Raw genomic sequence first — 17,774 nt, 5'->3', positions numbered from 1 at the left:
CCCCGCGGGGTGTAGGGAGGCTCGGCGGGCGGCCGGCAGGCTTGGCGCAACACGCGGTCGGCGGGCGGCGAACTGTTACCGTCATACCGATGGCACGACTGACTCGCCGACCGCGCCCGGTGACCACCACCGCGCGCCCGATCCGGCCTCCCGACCCGCACCCGTCCGGCGCGACGCCGCCGGCGATTCCGCCGGAGTTCGTGCCCAACCATGTCGCCTTGGTGATGGACGGCAACGGCCGCTGGGCGCAGGAGCGCGGTCTGCCGCGCACCGAAGGCCACAAGCGCGGGGAAGCGGTGCTGATGGACACCGTGTGCGGTTCCATCGAGCTGGGCGTCAAGTGGCTGTCGGCGTACGCGTTCTCCACCGAGAACTGGTCGCGCAGTCCCGAAGAGGTGAAGTTCCTGATGGGCTTCAACCGGGATGTGATCCGGCGGCGACGCGATGAGATGAACGAGATGGGTGTGCGCGTGCGGTGGGCGGGGCGCCGGCCGCGACTGTGGCGCAGCGTCATCACCGAACTCGAAGTGGCCGAGGAACTGACCAAAGACAACGATGTGCTCACCCTGGTGATGTGCGTCAACTACGGCGGGCGCGCCGAGATCGCCGACGCCGCCCGGGAGATCGCCCGGCGGGCCGCCCGCGGCGAGATCGATCCCGAACGGGTCAGCGAAGCCAGTTTCGCCCGGTATCTGGACGAGCCGGACATGCCCGATGTGGACCTGTTCCTGCGTCCGTCGGGGGAACAGCGCCTCTCCAACTTCCTGCTGTGGCAGTCGGCGTACGCCGAGATGGTCTACCAGGAGAAGCTGTTCCCCGACTTCGATCGCCGCGACCTGTGGGACGCCTGCCTGGAGTACGCCAAACGCGACCGCCGGTTCGGCAGCGCCTGACCCGCGCGGACCGAGAGTGAGAAACGATCCCGTGCCGAGCAGGACAGGGTGGGCGGCTGTGGCCGTGCTGGTCCTGGTGTTCGGGTTGAGTGCGTGCGGTGAGTCGGCCGAACCGTCCCCATCGGCGGGCGGCACGGCGGCGGCATCGTCGTCGGACCCACAGGTGATCGCGCCGGTGACGGTCAGTGTCGATGATCTGTCGGGTGCGACGGTGCAGCTGCTGGTCGGGCAGGTGCTCAACATCAATACCGGTTCGGTGCCTGTGGACGGTTATCGCGGCCAGATCGAGAACGGTGCCGTCGCGACGTTCTCTCCCGGGCACGACGACGGAAGCGCCCGGTTCAATCCCGGTGTGGTCGGTGTGACGCCGGGGAGCACTTCGGTGACGATGACCGACGACCAGGGCGGCGGCTCGCCGGTGACGTTCACCGTGGTGGTATCGCCGCGGGGCGACTGAGCCCGGATCCCGCCGGTTCTCGTTCGGATCCCGGCGTTCAGTGCTGCGGTGGGCGCTTTACTTTCTCCGGCCGGAAGGCCGGTCGAGGAACCGGAGGTGACACGTTCCGGTCTGGCGAACGCTGTGGAGAGGAGTGACCGTCGGTCCGAGTGTGCAGGTCGATCTGGGCTCTGGTGTTCACCGGTTGCATCCGGCCGGCATCGTCGATGGCTTCGTGGACATCGTCCGGCAGAGCGATAAGGCTGAGTGTGGTCTCCTGCGCCTGCTCTTGGAGTAGCTCGAATGCCTGCGCCCGAAGAAACCGCTTGGCCAGAGCTGCGGCGACCGAATCGTGCCAATGCTCGGCCTGCCGCAGCTTTTCGATCAGGTTCTGGGTGGTGCGATGGTCCGCACCCAGATCCGATTTCGCGTGCCGAACCGCAACCGAGAGCGAGCGGATCGACTCCTGTGCCTCTGCTCGGCGACGAACGCGTTCGCGCTGCGGGAGAGTGAGACGGTCCCACCACGTGTCGGCGGGCATCGAGGCGATCAAATTGGAGACTGCGTGTTGCCACTCCCAATTGTGAAATCGCGTTACGGCGCCATCACTGGTGGTCGCAAAGCCCTTTTCGTGCGCTGTGGCCAGGCTCTGCGACATCTCGGAAAAAAGGTCGGCGGCTTCACGTGCATGTCCGCGGGCTTGGTCATGTCTGTTGAGCCGGTGGTGCGCCAGAGCGATCTGGCTGGCGCGGTAGGCGCGGGGGTAGGGCGCCAGGATTCTTGGGAACACCATGGCGTCGCCGCTGGCCGGCAGCGGTACCAAGGTGAGTGCTCCTTCACCCCAGTAGACGATGGCGCTCTGGCGCGCACACGCGGCCTCGAATGCGCGCAGGATCGCACGATCGGATACGGGGTCGTCGACCACCCAGCGATGCTTCTTCTCGGAGAGCCAGTGCTCGATTTGCCATGCACGTAGATTCAGATAGCGGTTCAGGGTTTCGATGCCGGCGACCGGACTCTCGGCGTCGCGTCTGGCCGGGGTGACGGCTGCGGCGATCAACGGTCCGCGGACATCGGGACTCACCAGCTGGCCGATCTCGTGGGCCGCCTGAGCCAAGCCGGAGTCGCCGCGGTACTGCCAGTCGTGTTGCCGCGCGGAGTAGCGGTAGGCGTCCAGGAACTCGCGGTGTGCGGTGGCTGGGTTGCCGGGCAATGCCGCGTAACCCCGATCCATCGCTGCGGCCGGATCGAAGTTCTGCGGCAGCGGTGGTAGTCCCGGCGTCGACACGACGGCCTGCCGGCGAGTCGCGCGACGGATTCGGTGTGCAGCCGCGTCGTCGACCGCCATCTGTCCGAAGACCCGGCGTTGCTGTCCGAATGTCCAGATGTTGTTGCTGAGCCAGTACAAGAGGATGGCGATGGGAAGAAACACCCCGGTGACGATGATTCCGAGCGGGAACACGTAGAGCGCGAGGCGGTTCATCACTCGAGTCTGCGGATCGTCCATGGCGGCGCTGTTCTGGCGTGCCACAGCCGCCCGCGAGTTCAGGTGGGTTGCGATCGCCGCCAGGATCATCAGGATGGTGGCGACAGTGATGATCTGGGCTCTGGTGAAGTCGATGGCTTCGCCAGGTTCGACGAAGGCTGCGAACTGGGCCGTAGGCTCGGTCACATACGCGGAGAGCGGAACACCGAACAGCCTGGCGTCGAGAAAGTTCTGCACCTGCTCGGCGCTGAAGGCGTAATTACCGGTGTTGCGTGTCTCAACGACGGACATGCCCGTCCCACCCAAGCGGGTTCGTGTTCGGTTGAAGCTGTGCAACACATGGAACAGGCCGATGAACAGCGGGACCTGCAGGAGCAGCGGCAGACAACCGAGAATCGGACTGAAACCGTGCTCCTTCTGCAGCTTCTGCATCTCTTCGGTCATCCGCACACGATCGTTGGCGTACTTCTTCCGGAGGGTCTGTATCTGCGGATTGAGCTCCTGCATCTTCTTGGTGGTGCGGACTTGGGCGACGAAAGGCTTGTACAGGACGGCGCGAACGGTGAAGACGAGGCAGGCGACCGAAAGTGCCCAGGCGATACCGGACCCGTTGGGTGTGTCGGGCAGGAGGTGAGCGAACAGCCAGTGCCACGCCGACATGACCCAGGAAACGGGGTAGTAGATGAAGTCCAGCACGGTGTCCCTCGGCTCTTGTCTGTCCGTTCCTCGGACACCCTTACGTTGTTTCGAGCTGCATCAAAGTATCGCGTTCGTCTGCTGGTGTCGCGGAAAGGGGCACGGTGCTCAGGCGGCGCAGGCGGGGCAGAGGCCGAAGATCTCGACGGTGTGCGCGATGTCCTGGAAGCCGTGGGTTTCGGCGACCGTGGCGGCCCAGGTGTCGACGGTCTCGGCCTGGATCTCGACGGTGGAACCGCATTTCCGGCAGACCAGGTGGTGATGGTGGCCGTCGGAGCAGTGCCGGTAGCGCGTCTCGCCGGAACCGTCCCAGATCGCGTCGACCTGGCCGGCGTCGACCAGAGCCTGCAGGTTGCGGTAGACGGTGGTCAGGCCGATGGAGTCGCCGCGCTCGACGAGTAGGTCGTGCAGTTGCTGGGCGGAGAGGAACTCGTCGCTGCGGGTCAGCAGATCGGCGATCGCGGCGCGCTGGCGCGTGGTCCGCTGGCCGGTCAGCGGTTTGCCTCGGGTCATGCCGAAGCCTGTGGCCAGCCCTCGGTGGCGTGGGTGAGGGCGTCGGTGACGATGTGGGCGATGTGGTCGTCGACCAGGGTGTATTCGACCTCGCGGCCGCGGCGGTTGCCGGTGACCACGCCGGAGTTCTTGAGTACTTTCAGGTGCTGGCTGACTTGTGGCTGGTTCAGGTGCAGGGCATCGACCAGCTCGTGCACGCACATGGCGCGCTCCCGCAGGGACAGCACGATCGCGACCCGGGCCGGGGCGGCCAGGGCCCGCAGCAGGTCACCGGCGGCGGCGATATCGGCCGTACTGGGGCGCGTGGGTGCGGTGTGGGCGTGATCCATGCGGGGAGCCTTTCGGTCGAACTCCTCGCTATCTTATTAGCAATCGTTCCCAATCGGCCAGTGGTGCATCTCCGTTCGGGGCCGTCGAGTGATCCCGAAACCACGTGTGGGCGCGGGCCGGGCTACCCTGTAAGCGATGTGTCGCGCGCCGCGCAGGTGTGCGTGTGACCAGTCAGTCCCACCCCTCAAGCCTGGAGAGCAGTCAGTCGTGGCCGTGCAGTCCAATGTCGAAGCCGTCGTCAACCTCGCGAAGCGTCGCGGTCTGGTGTTCCCTTGCGGTGAGATCTACGGCGGTACGCGTTCGGCGTGGGACTACGGCCCGCTGGGCGTGGAGATGAAGAACAACATCAAGGATCAGTGGTGGCGGAGCATGGTCACCTCGCGTGACGATGTGGTCGGGCTGGATTCTTCGGTGATCCTGCCGCGTCAGGTGTGGGTCGCCTCCGGTCACGTCGAGGTCTTCACCGACCCGCTGATCGAGTGCACCAACTGTCATCACCGGTTCCGGCAGGACCACCTGCAGGAGGCCTACGCGCTGAAGAAGGGGCTGGACAATCCCGACGATGCGCCGATGGCCGAGATCGTCTGCCCGAACTGTGGGGTCAAGGGGTCGTGGACCGAGCCCAAGAGCTTCTCGGGTCTGCTCAAGACCTTCCTGGGGCCCGTCGACGACGAAGAGGGGCTGCACTACCTGCGTCCGGAGACCGCCCAGGGCATCTTCGTGAACTTCAAGAACGTGATGACCACCTCGCGCAAGAAGCCCCCGTTCGGCATCGCTCAGATCGGCAAGAGCTTCCGTAACGAAATCACCCCGGGCAACTTCATCTTCCGCACCCGAGAGTTCGAGCAGATGGAGATGGAGTTCTTCGTCAAGCCGGGCGAGGACGAGCAGTGGCACCAGTACTGGATCGACGCTCGCATGGACTGGTACACCGACCTGGGGATCGCCCGGGAGAACCTGCGCCTGTTCGAGCACCCGCTGGAGAAGCTGTCGCACTACTCCAAGGGCACCACCGACATCGAGTACAATTTCGGGTTCTCCGGCAACCCGTGGGGTGAGCTCGAGGGCATCGCCAATCGGACCGACTTCGACCTGTCGACGCACAGCAGGGAGTCCGGCGAGGACCTGAGCTACTACGATCAGGCGACCGGCGAGCGGTACACCCCGTTCGTGATCGAACCGGCAGCCGGCCTGGGCCGCTCGCTGATGGCCTTCCTGTGCGATGCGTACACCGAGGAAGAGGTGCCCAACGCCAAGGGCGGCACCGATGTGCGCACCGTGCTCAAGCTGGATCGCCGGCTCGCCCCGGTCAAGGCCGCGGTGCTGCCGCTGTCGAAGAAGGAAGAGCTCGCACCGACCGCCCGCAACCTCGCCGACGAGCTGCGCAAGCACTGGGCGATCGAGTACGACGACGCCCAGAGCATCGGCAAGCGGTACCGCCGCCAGGACGAGATCGGCACGCCGTTCTGCGTCACCGTCGACTTCGACACCCTCGACGACCAGGCCGTCACCATCCGCGAGCGCGACAGCATGACCCAGGAGCGGGTGGCACTGGACAAGGTCAGCGAGTACCTGGGCGGCAAGCTGCTGGGCGCCTGAGCCCCGCCGTGATCGTCGCAGTGCTCGCCGGGCCTGTGCCCGTGCCCGGGACGGTCGGAGCCGTGCCGATGGCGATCGAGCCGTCGTGAGCCCGAGCTTCGTGGCGATCTTCAGCAGTGTGCTGATGGTGATCGCCGCCGCGATGATGATCGGGCAGCGGCAGTGGACGATGCTGGCCATCGTGCTGCCGCTGTGGCTGGTGGTCCTCGGTATCTGGTGGTACCGGCGGCAGACGCGATAGCTGCGGCGGATCGATGGCCGGGGCAGAGCGATAGCCGGTGCGCGCCGGGCGACCCGGCGTGGACGGCCCGCACCGGACTGCCGCCGGGCAGTCGGGTCCGTCACGCGGCCGGTCACCGGACCGGGCGTGAGGGGGGCGGGCCATCCGTGCCCGCGATCTTCTGTGTGGAATTCTCAAACAACGCATCGCACCGGACGACTGCTCCGGCACTGGACTGAAAGTTCTTGCTCGGCTGAAAGTTCTTGCTGGGCGGGAAGTGCTTGTTGGACTGAAAGTTCTTGGTCGGTCAGGCGGCCGTGGGCAGGCTGGTCAAGGTTCTTCGGTTGTCGGCGCACATCGGTTCGCGGCGGCGGTCCGGATGGTCCGGGTCGGCGGGCGGGATGAACCAGGGATGACGGTCGTGGCCGATGAACACCTCCCAGCCGCCGTGGTGGATCAGCGTGTGGTGCCGGCGGCAGAGCAGGACGCCGTTGTCCAGACAGGTCTTTCCGCCGTGCTGCCAGTGCTCGACATGGTGGGCGTCGCACCAGCTCGGCGGCAGTCCGCACCCGGGGAATGCGCAGCCGCCGTCGCGGATCGCCAGGGCCTTGCGCAGCCCGGGCGGGAAGAGTCGATGCTCGTCGTGGACGTCCAGGGGCACGCCCTCCTTATCGAGCAGCGCCAGGGCGACGGCGACGTCGCACATGATCAGTTCGGTGGTGCGCGCCGAGATGGGACCGGTGAAGCCGAGCGACGGGACCTGGCCGGCGAGCCGCTCCAGGTCGGCCAGCGGCACTTCGACGGATTGTCCGGCATCGGCGGGAACCGGGCCGTCGATCTGGCGGCCGTTGATCGAGACCGTCGCCGGTACCAGCAGTGTCACGTGGGGCAGGACCCCGCCTGATTCGGGGCGGTCGGACCGGGAAAGGTAGGTCCGCACCAGCTGGGTGAAGCCGTCGGCGCGACGTCGTCCCACCGACCGGGTGTCTTCGGAGCCGTCGGGCTCGGGCCGGGGGCGGGTCAGCGGGTCGAGGGCAGCATAGAGCTGTTCCCCGGCGACCACGTCCAGATCCATCGTGACCTGCACGCGGCCGTCGTCGGTGCGGACCACCTCGACGTCGTTGAGATCGTCGCGTTCGGCGATGGGTACCGCGTCCTCCCCGGCCTGGTCGGCGGCGGGAGCCAGGGCGATGGCGAAGGAGCGCGCCTTGTCCTTCACGCGGCTGGGCGTGGTCTGCACCAGCAGCGAGGTGACCAGCCGGGCCTTCGCCTCGTCGGTCAGCTCGACGCGGCCCGTGACATGGTGCAGCCCGCGCACCACGGCGTCGCCGAGTTCGGCAGAGACGGCACCGTCGCGCATACCGCGGGTGACCGGACCGGCGGCCGGCTCGTTAGTCGCGGTTCCCAGGCGCACGGCCCGGTGTGCCACCGCGGGTGCAGCGCCCAGAGCAGCCAGGAGCGACGACGCGGAGCGTACGCGTTTGCGGCCGGGCAGTCCGACGCGGGCGATGACGTCGGCGGTCCGGGCAAGAGCGTGGTCGGTGATCGTGCGAATGCGCAGCAGGGAAGCGGTCAGAGCCAGGAGTTCGCGATCGTCGTCGACCGGTCTGGCGCTGGTCAGGAAAGCGGCGAGCGTGCGCTCGTCACCGGGTCTGTCGGTCAGGTCGTCGGCCATTCGGTCGGCGAGCTCGGTCAGGGTCGATGCGTCCATCACGTGCTCCTTCGCTCGGCGGATCGAACGGTTCGAGGAGGCGGAGGACCGGCGCTGCGGAAGCGCCGGATCCTACCGCTATCTCGAATGTTTGTTCGATGACTCCAGTGTACGCGAAGGGTGTGACATGTGCCATAGTTGATCGGGATGGCGCCCCGGTCGGCTCAGTCGGTGATGCGAAGCTCGCTGACGACGGGTGTCTGGTTGACGGTCAGGTCCAGGACCGGGCAGTGCGCCTCGACGAACTCCTGCAGCGCCTCGTAGCGGTCGGCCGGCTCGGGACCGGAAAGCTCGGCCACCACGCGCACCTGGGTGAAGCCCGGGCGCACCGAGCTGTCCAGGCCGAAGAAGCCGCGCACATCCAGATCGCCCTCGGCATGGAGTCTGATCGAGTCGACCTGGATTCCCAGGCGCTGGGCCCAGAAGCGGTAGGTGACCACCTGGCACGACAGCAGTGCGGCCAGGTAGTACTCGACGGGATTCGCGGCGGTGTCGGCGCCGCCGAGGGTGGCCGGCTCGTCGACGGTGACGCTGAACTGGCGGGCCGAGACCTGTGAGGCCACCCCGGAGGTGGCGACCGCCTCGGCGGCGAAGACCACGGAGGCGTTCTTCGGGTCGGCGCGGACGGCGTCGTCGGTGGCCGCGGTGATCGCGTTGAGCGGGGTGGTGGCGGTGGGGGCGGGGATGTCGATGAGATCAGCAGTCGTCATGGGATCCGACGGTAGAGCGGCCCCGTCGTTCAGACGAGGGTTAGACCCGCCGCGGGTCGAACCCTACCGACAGCGAGGGGTCGGTGGTCAGTCGCGGCGCTTCGGGCGGCGCAGGCGGCTGAGCAGGTTGACCTCGGCCAGGTCGAGCAGCTCGTCGCCGCGGCCGGACAGGACGGTGCGCAGACCCCAGAGGGTGAAGCCCTTGACCTGCGCGGCGGTGATGGCCGGCGGGATCGTCAGCTCCTGACGGGCGACGGTCACATCGAGCAGGGCCGGGCCGTCGTGGGCGAGGAACTCGGTGACCGCCTGGCGCAGCTGCGAGGAATCGGTGACCTTCCAGCCGGCGATACCGACAGCTTCGGCGACGGCGGCGAAGTCCGGATTCTCCAGGTCGGTACCGAAGTTGACGAAGCCGTCGGCCTTCATCTCCAGTTCGACGAAGTTCAGCGACGAGTTGTTGTAGACGACGATCTTGACCGGCAGCTTGTTCTGCACCAGGGTCAGCAGCTCGCCCATCAGCATGGCCAGGCCGCCGTCGCCGGACAGGGACACCACCTGCCGGCCGGGTGTGGCCGCGGCGATACCGGTGGACATGGTCAGCGCATTGGCCATCGAGCCGTGGCTGAACGAGCCGAGCAGGCGTCGTCGTCCATTCATGGTGAGATAGCGCGCGGCCCAGATGATGGGGGAGCCGACATCGGGGACGAAGACGGCGTCGTCGTCGGCGAGCTGGTCGAGCAGCCGCGTCAGATATTCGGGACGGATGGGGATGTCGTCGTTTTGCACCGCCCACTCGTCCAGGAGCGTGCGGGTGCGGGCGTAGTCCTCGCGCGCGGTGTCCAGGTGTTCGGGGTCGCGGCCGTCGTCGATCAGCTCGGTCAGGGCGGGCACGGTGTCGGCGACGGAGCCGACCAGCGGCAGGTCGACGGCGGTGCGGCGGCCGATCTGACTGCCGCGGATATCGAGCTGGATCACGCGGGCGTGGGCGGGCAGGAACTGGTTGTAGGGGAAGTCGGTGCCCAGCATGAGCAGGGTGTCGCAGCTCTCCATGGCGTGGTAGCCGGAGGCGAAACCGACCAGGCCGGTCATGCCGACATCGCAGGGGTTGTTGTACTCGATGTGTTCCTTGCCGCGGTAGGCGTGCACGACGGGGGCCTTGAGCTTCTGGGCCAGGGCGACGACGTCGTCGTGCGCTCCGGCACAGCCAGCTCCGGCCAGGATCGTGACCTTCTGCGAGTCGTTGAGCATTGCGGCGGCCAGATGAACCTCCTCGTCGGACGGGCGTACGACGGGGCTGGCGGCACGGATCCGCGGAACCCGCTGCGGCTCATCGACTTTGGCGACGAACAGTTCGCCGGGGATCACCAGGACGGACACGCCGCGGTCTTCGACGGCGGTGCGGATCGCGATGTTGAGGATGCGCGCGAGCTGCTCGGGTGTGCGAGCCACCTCGCAGTAGCTGCTGCACTCGCGGTACAGGTTCTCCGGGTGCGTCTCCTGGAAGTAGTTGGTGCCGATCTGCTCGCCGGGGATCTGGGAGGCGATCGCCAGTACCGGCACGCGCGAACGATGCGCGTCGTACAGGCCGTTGATGAAGTGCAGGTTGCCGGGGCCGCAGCTGCCGGCGACCGCGGCTAGCTCCCCGGTCATCGCGGCCTCGGCGCTGGCGGCGAAGGCGCCGCCCTCCTCGTGCCGCACGTGCATCCAGGCCAGTTCGGGCCGGGTACGCAGCGCGTCGGTGAAACCGTTGAGCGAGTCGCCCGGAATGCCCCAGATGCGCTTGACCCCCGCCGCGGCGATGGTGTCGACGATCAGATCGGCGGCGGTGTAGCTCATGGTTCCTCCTGTGCGACGGGGTGCGTCTTCCACGCTAGCGCCGAACGGTTGCGCGGGGTGGGGTGTCGTGCGGCTCTAGTCATCGGTCAGCGGAACGAGGATTCGCCGGAACACCGGGTACAGGGTGTCGGGCACCGGTTCGAAGGAGCCGAGGTCCGGGCCGGAGAAGGCCGAGGCGTTGTTCCACTGATCGGGTGTGACGGCGAGGAAGTCGAGATCCCAGCCGTACTGGCGAGCCAGTTGCTGCACGAAGAGTTTCGAGGTGCGGCCGTTTCCTTCGCGGAATGGATGGGCGGTGTTCAGGTAGGCGCAGACGTGCGCGAGCCGTGTCGCGAACTCGCCGTGGTCGAGGTGATCCCAGTCGGTGCGGTCGACGACGCTCTTCGCAGCCGTGAGGTAGTCGGCGATCTCCGCAGGTGCGGCGAAGGTCGTCATCCCTTTGGAGGTCGGGTACGTACGGACGACGCCTGCCCATGGGTACAGGTCGCCGAAGAGATGACGATGGATGGCTTGCAGGTGTTCCGAATCGTAGTCGAGGGGCAGCTCCACGGTTCCGCGGATGATCTCGCGCTGACGCGCATACACGAGGTCCTGCTCGACCGCGTCGAGCGCAGCTGAGTCGGTGATGCCGAGCCTGTTCTTCAGGACACGTGTCCCCGGGATGAAGGTCGCTTCCCACGCCTCATTCGCCATGATGTCGACCGATTCGGAGGACCTCTTTGACGGCAGCGCTCCGGCCGCTGAAACACGGAAGAACGAAGACGCCTTCTGCGTCAGCCGGCCTGGCGCGCAGCGCGGGTTCGATCGCGGAGTTCGCGGCTGCGATCCAGAAATTCCTCGGTGGTGATGTCGCCGCGGGTGAGCAGGATGCGGAGCTCGACCGATTCGCGGCTGGGAATCCATCCCTCGTGAAGAGCGCTCCCCATCGCGCTGCGAGCCTCAGCCCGCTGGGCGGGAGTGAGAGTGTCGAACAGATCCGCGTACGTGGTCTCGAAGTCGCTCGCCATGGGTGGTCCTTCCGTGAACGCTGCCCTGATTGTACGGGAAACGGGCTGGTCACCGTGGGTTCATGAGTGCTGTTCATAGCTGATCCCCGATCGATGACGCCGCGCCGGTAGCGGCGGCGAGTTCAGTACAGCACGGGGGTCCGACAAACCTGATCGTCAGGGAAGCTGCGCCTTGAGCTCGTCGATCTGCTGCTGCAGGGAGGTGATCTCGTCGATGTACGGCTGCACGCGTTCGCGAACCTGTTCGGCGGTGTACTGGGGGACCAGGGCGCGGCTGCAGTTCCAGTCGAAGGCCTCCACCTCGATCACGATGGAGCGTTCGGCCCGGGTCGACAGGCGGCCGTCGCGGACGGTGTGCAGCCACTCGAACAGCTCGGGATCGGCATCGGGTTCGACGACGACGGCGCGGCCGAACACCTTGAGCCGGCGGCGCCGCGGGTAGTCGGCGACGAACAGGGCCACCCGCGGATCCTCGGACAGGTTGCCGACCGAGACGTACTGCCGGTTGCCGGTCAGGTCGGCGAAGGCCACCGTGTTGCCGCCGAGATGGTGGACGAAGCCGGGCGGGCCGCTGCGGTATTGCAGGTAGGGCCAGCCCTGTGGGGTCACCGTGGCCATCTGGAACTGGAACGCCTCGGTCAGCATGCGCAGCTCGCGGTCGGACAGCTCCTGCGGGCCGTCGTCTGTGGGCGGCGCACCGACGTCGGCGGCGGTGCCGCGGGCCAGGATCTGGGCGGCGTGACTGTAGGTGAGGTGCTGGTAGCGGGTGGTCATGCCGCAGTCAGAACGCGTCGACGGCTCATGGTGGATCCTCCCATCGGTAGCCGACCCTACCGGCCGGCGTGCGCGGGGCGGATTTCCGCGGGCATAGCAGCGGGCATAACCGTCACGCACAACCATCACGACCGTGCACAGGTGTCACCGATCACCGGGTTCGGTGCCGGTTGGGTCCGCTGGTGACGGTTGTGCGTGACGGTTATGTCCGGCGAGACGGTGCGGCAGCCGCGGCTGCAGCGCCGGCAGCAGCGGTGGTAAGTCACTTCTTCACGTAGTCAGAACCATTCCACACGAAGGTCTCCTTGGTGATGGTGCCGCCGGCGCAGTCCGGTGTGCAGTCGTTGGCGCTCTGCTCGATCGCATAGCGCCCGTCGGCCCCTGGTCCGATCAACTCTGCGTAATAGAAGTTGCGGACACCGGTGGTCGGCTTCTTGTACTCCTGCGCGGTGAGCGGCTGGAAGCCTGTCTTGGTGGGAACCAGGATGTAGACGCCGTTGTAGCGGCCGGGGTTGTAGTTCACGAAAGCGTTGCCGGTCGAGTCGGAGACGGGGTCGGCGACGTCGAGTGAGTCCTCGTAGACGCTCATGCCCTTGAGCACGACCGGTGCGCCGTCGGCGGGGACGGCGACGATGCAGGCGTTGCCGTCGCTGCTGCCGGCGTTGCCGCGGGTCAGGGTGAACAGCCGCATGGGGCCCAGGTGCGGGTGCGTGTAGTCGGCCTTCGAAGTGACATGGGTTGCGCTGCACAGTCCGGTCGGCGGCGTCGCGGGCAGATCGGCCGCCTTCTTGGGCAGGCAGCGGCAGACGACGATGTGCTTGATGGTGGCGCCGCCGTCGGTACCGGTGGTGGTGACCTGGTAGGCGGCTTCGTTGCCGCCGGCGTCGAAGGTCAGCGTGTAGGTGCCGTCGCTGTTCTTGGTGGTGGCCAGCGGGTCACCGTAGAAGCGGATGGCGTCGTCGACGGTGCTGTCGCGGCCGACGCCGTCGATGGTGCGCACCGAATCGGCGGGACGGATGCTGGTCAGGGTTCCTTCGCTGGTGAAGCCCCAATCGCAGTCGTGCCAGTGGTAGATCACCAGGTCGCCGTCGCGTTTGCCGTCGGCGGGGAAGTCGCTGTGCTGGCGACGGATATCGGCGAGCGAGGTCCCCAAGTCGATGCCGTCCAGGCCGGCACCGTTGATCTTGCTGGCACCGGAATCGTCCTGGGTGGCCAGCAGCCGGGCGGCGAGCTGGGCCTCGTTGGCGGCTTCGACGAACAGTCCACCGGTCACGTCGGCGATGCACCGCAGCTGGTTGGACGCCTCGCCGTCGGTGCGGAAACCGACCGTCGAGATCTGCAGCTGGTCGTTGGCGCGCTTCAGGTCGCCGGCGACCTCGCAGGGCGGGGGCTGGCAGGTGTCCTCGCCGTCGGAGATCAGCACGATGGACGCCTTGCCGTTGGCCGGCAGTACTTCGGCGGCTGCCCGCAGTGAGACGGAGATCGGGGTGAAGCCGCGGGGCGTGATCTTGCCGATCGCGTCGTTGACGGTGGTGCGGTCGAGCGGGCCCAACGGGACCAGGGTGGTGACGTCCTGGCAGCCGGCGGCGTGCTCGGCCGGTGCCGTTCCGGTGCCCGTGCCGTAGGTGAGCAGCGCGACCTGCGAGCCGTCGGGCAGCGCGTTGACCAGCCCGGTCGCCGCGCGTTTGGCGGCGTCGATCCGCGGCCCGGGAGCGTCGTCGACCATCATCGAATCGGAGGCGTCGACGATCAGTGCGGTCGGCGCGATCTGAGTGATGGTCGGGGCGGTCGGCTGCGCTCGCGTGGCCCGACCGGTCTCCTCGGTGCAGGAAGCCACCAGCAGCATGGTGGACAGGAAGACCACGAGTAACAGGATCCGGCGCGGCAGACTCGTCATGGATAAAAGACTAAGGGGCGACGATGGGGCGGGCTTCGGCGCAGCGGCCGCCGACCGCAGGATCGTCCGAATGGGGGACAGGTGCGCGGTAGGTTCGCACCATGGGCGACGAGCGGGTCTTCAGCATCGACGACGACGGTGGGGCACAACCACTGACCGAGACGACCTTGGCCGAGGCTGGCTTGTGGGAGCGGCGGAACCTGCAGGAGGGGGTGATCGCGCACCCGCAGATCCTGGGGGAGAACATCAGGATCGTGGCCTTCGAGTTCGACCGTTGGCAGGCGGCCGGGGGAGACCGGCAGCTCGACCGGCTCGATGTCCTCGGCCTCGACAGCGACGGCTACCTGGTGGTCGCCGAACTCAAACGGGACCGCGCCCCGGACACCGTCCAGTTGCAGGCGATCAAATATGCCGCAATGGTCTCCCGATTCACCCTCGACGACCTCGCCGCTCACCACGCGCAGTACCTGCGGGAGCGGGGCAACGAGGTGACTGATGAGCAGGCACTCGAACTCCTCACCGAGCACGCACCGGAGATCGACGCCGAGTCGCTGCGTCGCCCGCGCATCGTGATCGTCGCCAGCGGATTCCGTGCGACGACCACGGCGACGGTCGTCTGGCTGACCGAGATGGGCCTGGACATCACACTGCAGCAGGTGCAGCTGTATCGCACGCCGGAGGCACGGCTGCTGCTGACCGTCTCGCAGCTGTATCCGGTGCCTGACGTCGAGGACTTCACCGTCGCCCCGCTCCAAAGCGAGAGTAAAGCGGGCAAGCGTGCCCGGCGGGAGAAGTCGACGGTGGTGCGACTGGCCGCCGCCGGCACCGTGAACGACGGCGAGCTGTTCCGGTTGCAGCCCACCAACGAGGTGACCGCCGAGGTGCGTGAGCAGATCCAGAACTGGCTCGGCCAGGACGAACGACGAGGCACCGCGATCTGGCACAACGATCCGGCCAAACCGCTGGAGTGGACCTACGACGGCGAACGCTACCGTCCGACGACGATCGTGCAGCAAGTGCTCGCCGAGGCCGCCGGCATTCAGCGCTCGGTGCGTGGTCCCGATTGGTGGGTGGACCAGAACGGGCAGAGTCTGTCGCAACTGGCCGGGCCGGCGCGTGGCGGCTTCGACTGGACGCTGCTGCACGAGGCACTGGAGGTGATCCCGCCGGGCAAGTGGACGGCGTATCAGGATCTGGCAGATCTGGTCGGCACGGCCTCCCAGCCGCTGGGGCAACACATCACCCGGTGCCCGGAGTGCGAGTTGGCCTATCGAGTGCTCTCGAGCAGCGGTGCACCGGCCGAGGGTTTCCGGTGGACGGATGTGGCGCGCACCGATTCTCCGCAGGAGGTTCTGGAGGCCGAGGGGGTGCGCTTCGTCAACGGCAAAGCTGATCCGGCGCAACGGATCTCGACTGCCGAGATCCGCGCGCTGATGTCCTGAAACACGGCTGCGCGCCGCGCGGCGGGAAACGTGTGTGAGCAGGTCCGATAGGGCATAGTGAGAACCAGCGTTTCTGCCGCACGGGCAAGGGGCCTGCAGGGACGGCGGCGCGGAGAGTGAGTTTGTGGTGAGTGTCAGCGGCAAGGTCGTGCATTACGACCCGAATCGTGGGTTCGGTTTCCTTTCGCCGGAGAGCGGGGGCGACGACGTCTTCTTGCACATCAACGACCTGCAGGGCATCGACGAGGGCCAGCTGCGTCCGGGCGCCAAGGTCGAGTTCGACGTCGAGGACACCGATCGTGGTGCCAAGGCCACCAACCTGAAGGTCACCGAGGAGGCCCCTCCGGGTGAGTCGCCGGCCGTCGAGCGTGCGCAGCGTCGCGAGGACAACCGGCGCAGCTTCGGCGATCGTGACGACCGTCGCGGGGGCCGGGATGATCGCCGGGGCGGGTTCGACCGCCGCGATGACCGTCGCGGTGGTTTCGACCGTCGCGATGACCGGGACCGTGACCGCGGACCGCGCCGTTCCCCGCACGCCGGGACGCCGCTGTTCAACGAGATCACCGAGTTGCTGCTCGATTCGGCGCCGGATCTCACCGCGCGCCAGATCACCTCGATCCGCAACAAGATGATGGACCTGGCCAGCACCCGCGGCTGGACCAACAACTGATCAGATTGTCGTCACGGGCGACCATCGGCGGCACTGTCCGCGGATGGTCGCCCGTCTCGTTCCGACTAAGTCGGACCCTCCCCGAACAGAACCGAAGTGATGACTGATCCGACCGACCCGCTGGTCGCCGCCTACGACGACCACGATCTGGAGCGCCGCGTCCCTGAAGCCCTCAAAGAGGTGGAACGCAGCGCACCGGCGACCGACCATCGCAGCGCGTTCGCCCGCGACCGGGCCCGGGTTCTGCACAGTGCCGCCTTGCGTCGCCTCGCCGATAAGACCCAGGTGGTCGGACCGCGTGAGGGCGACACTCCGCGCACTCGACTGACGCATTCGCTCGAGGTCGGGCAGATCGGCCGCGGAATCGCTGTCGGCCTGGGTGCCGATCCGGACCTGGTGGAGCTCGCCGGCCTGGCACACGACATCGGACATCCGCCCTACGGCCACAACGGGGAGCGGGCATTGGACGAGGTCGCCCACGACTACGGCGGCTTCGAGGGCAACGCTCAGAACCTGCGGATCCTCACCTCGCTTGAACCGAAGATCCTCGGCCCCGACGGGCAGAGTGCCGGCCTGAACCTGACCCGCGCCTCGCTCGATGCGACGCTCAAGTACCCGTGGAGCCGGAAGGCCCCGGGTACCAAGTACGGCGCCTACGTGGAGGACGAGTCGGCGCTTGAATGGATACGCCAGGGTGCACCCGAGGGACGACGCTGCCTGGAAGCGCAGATCATGGATTGGTCCGACGACGTCGCCTACTCCGTGCACGACCTCGAAGACGGTGTCGTCAGCGGGCGAATCGATCTGCGGCAGTTGGGATCTCGTAGCGACCAGGCCGAGCTGGCCGAGCTGGCGGTCCGCTACTTTGACGGCATCGACGCGAACTCGATGGTCGAGGCCGCGCAGCGACTGTCGGAGATGGAGATCTTCCGGTCGGTGGCCACGCACGATGGCTCCCTGCACGACCAGGTCGCACTCAAGCGGCTGACATCCGAGCTCATCGGGCGATTCGCCTCAGCGGCGATCACCGCGACGCGGGCTGCCGAAGGTGAACGGCCATTGCGGCGGTACGACGCCGACCTGTCGGTCCAGCCCGAGATCGCCGCCGAAGTGGCCATGCTCAAGACCGTTGCGCTGCGGTTCATCTTCTCCGACAAGCGGCACCTCGCAAAGCAGGACCGCCAGCGCGAGCGGATCCACCGGGTGGCCACTCTGTTGCTGAACACGGCACCTGGGGGGCTCGACCCCCTCCTGGTTCCCCGCTGGGAGGTAGCGGAGAGTGATGAAGCGCGGATGCGGGTCGTCGTGGATCAGATCGCGTCGATGACCGAGGGGCGGTTGGAACGGCTGGACAGGAGTAGTGCGGAGGTACAGGCACACCTGGGCTGAGCCAGGTGTGAGTCGACGTTGCGGCAGACGTCGAGGGCTGTGCGGCCGACTCGGTGCGGTACCCGCCGAGGGCCCTTGTCTCCAGCGAGAAATGTCGGAGGTCGTTGCTAGAGTCCGGACAAATCGGCCCGGCAAAGGTACGCAGGTGCCGGTACACACCTGACT

General features: G+C 67.2%; 16 protein-coding genes and 1 pseudogene. 7 read left to right on the top strand and 10 right to left on the bottom strand.

Annotated features, from left to right (window positions below; all coding sequences use genetic code 11):
• Positions 1-89: 89 nt before the first annotated feature.
• Positions 90-893 (top strand): isoprenyl transferase, encoded by an 804-nt coding sequence (locus GOHSU_RS06700; protein WP_005938753.1) that lies wholly within the window; start codon positions 90-92, stop codon positions 891-893.
• Positions 894-951: 58 nt separating this feature from the next.
• Complete coding sequence (locus tag GOHSU_RS06695; RefSeq protein WP_005938750.1) at positions 952-1,350, top strand: hypothetical protein; 399 nt, start codon at positions 952-954, stop codon at positions 1,348-1,350.
• Between the two features lie 1,243 nt (positions 1,351-2,593).
• Here GOHSU_RS06695 and yidC read toward each other — a convergent pair.
• From yidC to GOHSU_RS06680, 3 genes and pseudogenes are all read right to left on the bottom strand, one after another.
• A pseudogene (gene yidC, locus GOHSU_RS17200) lies at positions 2,594-3,511 on the bottom strand (membrane protein insertase YidC); the annotation flags it as partial.
• A gap of 108 nt (positions 3,512-3,619) precedes the next feature.
• Complete coding sequence (locus GOHSU_RS06685) at positions 3,620-4,024, bottom strand: Fur family transcriptional regulator (protein ID WP_005938742.1); 405 nt, start codon at positions 4,022-4,024, stop codon at positions 3,620-3,622.
• On the bottom strand, positions 4,021-4,353 hold the full coding sequence (locus GOHSU_RS06680; RefSeq protein ID WP_005938739.1) for an ArsR/SmtB family transcription factor: 333 nt from the start codon (positions 4,351-4,353) through the stop codon (positions 4,021-4,023). Before GOHSU_RS06680 ends, GOHSU_RS06685 begins: the two co-directional genes overlap by 4 nt.
• A 208-nt stretch (positions 4,354-4,561) precedes the next feature.
• On the opposite strand from GOHSU_RS06680, the gene GOHSU_RS06675 reads away from it, so the two are divergent.
• The gene (locus GOHSU_RS06675) at positions 4,562-5,953 is read left to right on the top strand and encodes a glycine--tRNA ligase (RefSeq protein WP_005938736.1); all 1,392 of its coding nucleotides are present in this window, start codon (positions 4,562-4,564) and stop codon (positions 5,951-5,953) included.
• 85 nt (positions 5,954-6,038) lie between these two features.
• A complete protein-coding gene (locus tag GOHSU_RS17015; RefSeq protein ID WP_005938734.1) occupies positions 6,039-6,194 on the top strand; it encodes a hypothetical protein in 156 nt (51 codons plus the stop codon).
• A gap of 286 nt (positions 6,195-6,480) precedes the next feature.
• Here the strand turns inward: GOHSU_RS17015 and GOHSU_RS06670 are convergent, their stop codons facing one another.
• The 7 genes from GOHSU_RS06670 to GOHSU_RS16240 form a co-directional block, all read right to left on the bottom strand.
• Positions 6,481-7,884, bottom strand: coding sequence for an HNH endonuclease signature motif containing protein (locus GOHSU_RS06670; protein WP_005938731.1), 1,404 nt, complete (start codon positions 7,882-7,884; stop codon positions 6,481-6,483).
• A 164-nt stretch (positions 7,885-8,048) separates the two neighbouring features.
• Positions 8,049-8,594: an OsmC family protein gene (locus GOHSU_RS06665; protein ID WP_005938727.1), complete on the bottom strand. Its 546-nt coding sequence runs from the start codon at positions 8,592-8,594 to the stop codon at positions 8,049-8,051.
• A gap of 87 nt (positions 8,595-8,681) precedes the next feature.
• On the bottom strand, positions 8,682-10,430 hold the full coding sequence (poxB, locus tag GOHSU_RS06660) for a ubiquinone-dependent pyruvate dehydrogenase (RefSeq protein ID WP_005938725.1): 1,749 nt from the start codon (positions 10,428-10,430) through the stop codon (positions 8,682-8,684).
• Positions 10,431-10,505: 75 nt separating this feature from the next.
• Complete coding sequence (locus GOHSU_RS06655) at positions 10,506-11,123, bottom strand: Fic/DOC family protein (protein ID WP_005938721.1); 618 nt, start codon at positions 11,121-11,123, stop codon at positions 10,506-10,508.
• Between the two features lie 80 nt (positions 11,124-11,203).
• Complete coding sequence (locus GOHSU_RS16880; RefSeq protein ID WP_005938718.1) at positions 11,204-11,437, bottom strand: antitoxin VbhA family protein; 234 nt, start codon at positions 11,435-11,437, stop codon at positions 11,204-11,206.
• Positions 11,438-11,593: 156 nt separating this feature from the next.
• On the bottom strand, positions 11,594-12,211 hold the full coding sequence (locus GOHSU_RS06645; RefSeq protein WP_005938714.1) for a pyridoxamine 5'-phosphate oxidase family protein: 618 nt from the start codon (positions 12,209-12,211) through the stop codon (positions 11,594-11,596).
• 262 nt (positions 12,212-12,473) lie between these two features.
• Entirely contained in the window at positions 12,474-14,108 is a 1,635-nt protein-coding gene (locus GOHSU_RS16240) for a vWA domain-containing protein (protein ID WP_005938711.1), read from the bottom strand.
• Positions 14,109-14,209: 101 nt separating this feature from the next.
• On the opposite strand from GOHSU_RS16240, the gene GOHSU_RS06635 reads away from it, so the two are divergent.
• From GOHSU_RS06635 to GOHSU_RS06625, 3 genes are all read left to right on the top strand, one after another.
• On the top strand, positions 14,210-15,550 hold the full coding sequence (locus GOHSU_RS06635; protein ID WP_005938709.1) for an MGMT family protein: 1,341 nt from the start codon (positions 14,210-14,212) through the stop codon (positions 15,548-15,550).
• Positions 15,551-15,677: 127 nt separating this feature from the next.
• A complete protein-coding gene (locus tag GOHSU_RS06630) occupies positions 15,678-16,220 on the top strand; it encodes a cold-shock protein (protein WP_024332848.1) in 543 nt (180 codons plus the stop codon).
• A 99-nt stretch (positions 16,221-16,319) separates the two neighbouring features.
• The gene (locus tag GOHSU_RS06625) at positions 16,320-17,609 is read left to right on the top strand and encodes a deoxyguanosinetriphosphate triphosphohydrolase (RefSeq protein WP_005938705.1); all 1,290 of its coding nucleotides are present in this window, start codon (positions 16,320-16,322) and stop codon (positions 17,607-17,609) included.
• Positions 17,610-17,774 lie beyond the last annotated feature (165 nt).

It is taken from the genome of Gordonia hirsuta DSM 44140 = NBRC 16056, from assembly GCF_000333015.1.
GTDB lineage: Bacteria > Actinomycetota > Actinomycetes > Mycobacteriales > Mycobacteriaceae > Gordonia > Gordonia hirsuta.
This window is presented reverse-complemented; position numbering and strand designations above follow the sequence as displayed.

Coding starts and splice junctions, on each gene's coding strand:
- GOHSU_RS06645 (WP_005938714.1), bottom strand. CDS start 12,211: ATGACCACCCGCTACCAGCACCTCACCTACAGTCACGCCGCCCAGATC.
- GOHSU_RS16240 (WP_005938711.1), bottom strand. CDS start 14,108: ATGACGAGTCTGCCGCGCCGGATCCTGTTACTCGTGGTCTTCCTGTCC.
- GOHSU_RS06635 (WP_005938709.1), top strand. CDS start 14,210: ATGGGCGACGAGCGGGTCTTCAGCATCGACGACGACGGTGGGGCACAA.
- GOHSU_RS06685 (WP_005938742.1), bottom strand. CDS start 4,024: ATGACCCGAGGCAAACCGCTGACCGGCCAGCGGACCACGCGCCAGCGC.
- GOHSU_RS06625 (WP_005938705.1), top strand. CDS start 16,320: ATGACTGATCCGACCGACCCGCTGGTCGCCGCCTACGACGACCACGAT.
- poxB (WP_005938725.1), bottom strand. CDS start 10,430: ATGAGCTACACCGCCGCCGATCTGATCGTCGACACCATCGCCGCGGCG.
- GOHSU_RS06700 (WP_005938753.1), top strand. CDS start 90: ATGGCACGACTGACTCGCCGACCGCGCCCGGTGACCACCACCGCGCGC.
- GOHSU_RS06655 (WP_005938721.1), bottom strand. CDS start 11,123: ATGGCGAATGAGGCGTGGGAAGCGACCTTCATCCCGGGGACACGTGTC.
- GOHSU_RS06665 (WP_005938727.1), bottom strand. CDS start 8,594: ATGACGACTGCTGATCTCATCGACATCCCCGCCCCCACCGCCACCACC.
- GOHSU_RS16880 (WP_005938718.1), bottom strand. CDS start 11,437: ATGGCGAGCGACTTCGAGACCACGTACGCGGATCTGTTCGACACTCTC.
- GOHSU_RS06680 (WP_005938739.1), bottom strand. CDS start 4,353: ATGGATCACGCCCACACCGCACCCACGCGCCCCAGTACGGCCGATATC.
- GOHSU_RS06670 (WP_005938731.1), bottom strand. CDS start 7,884: ATGGACGCATCGACCCTGACCGAGCTCGCCGACCGAATGGCCGACGAC.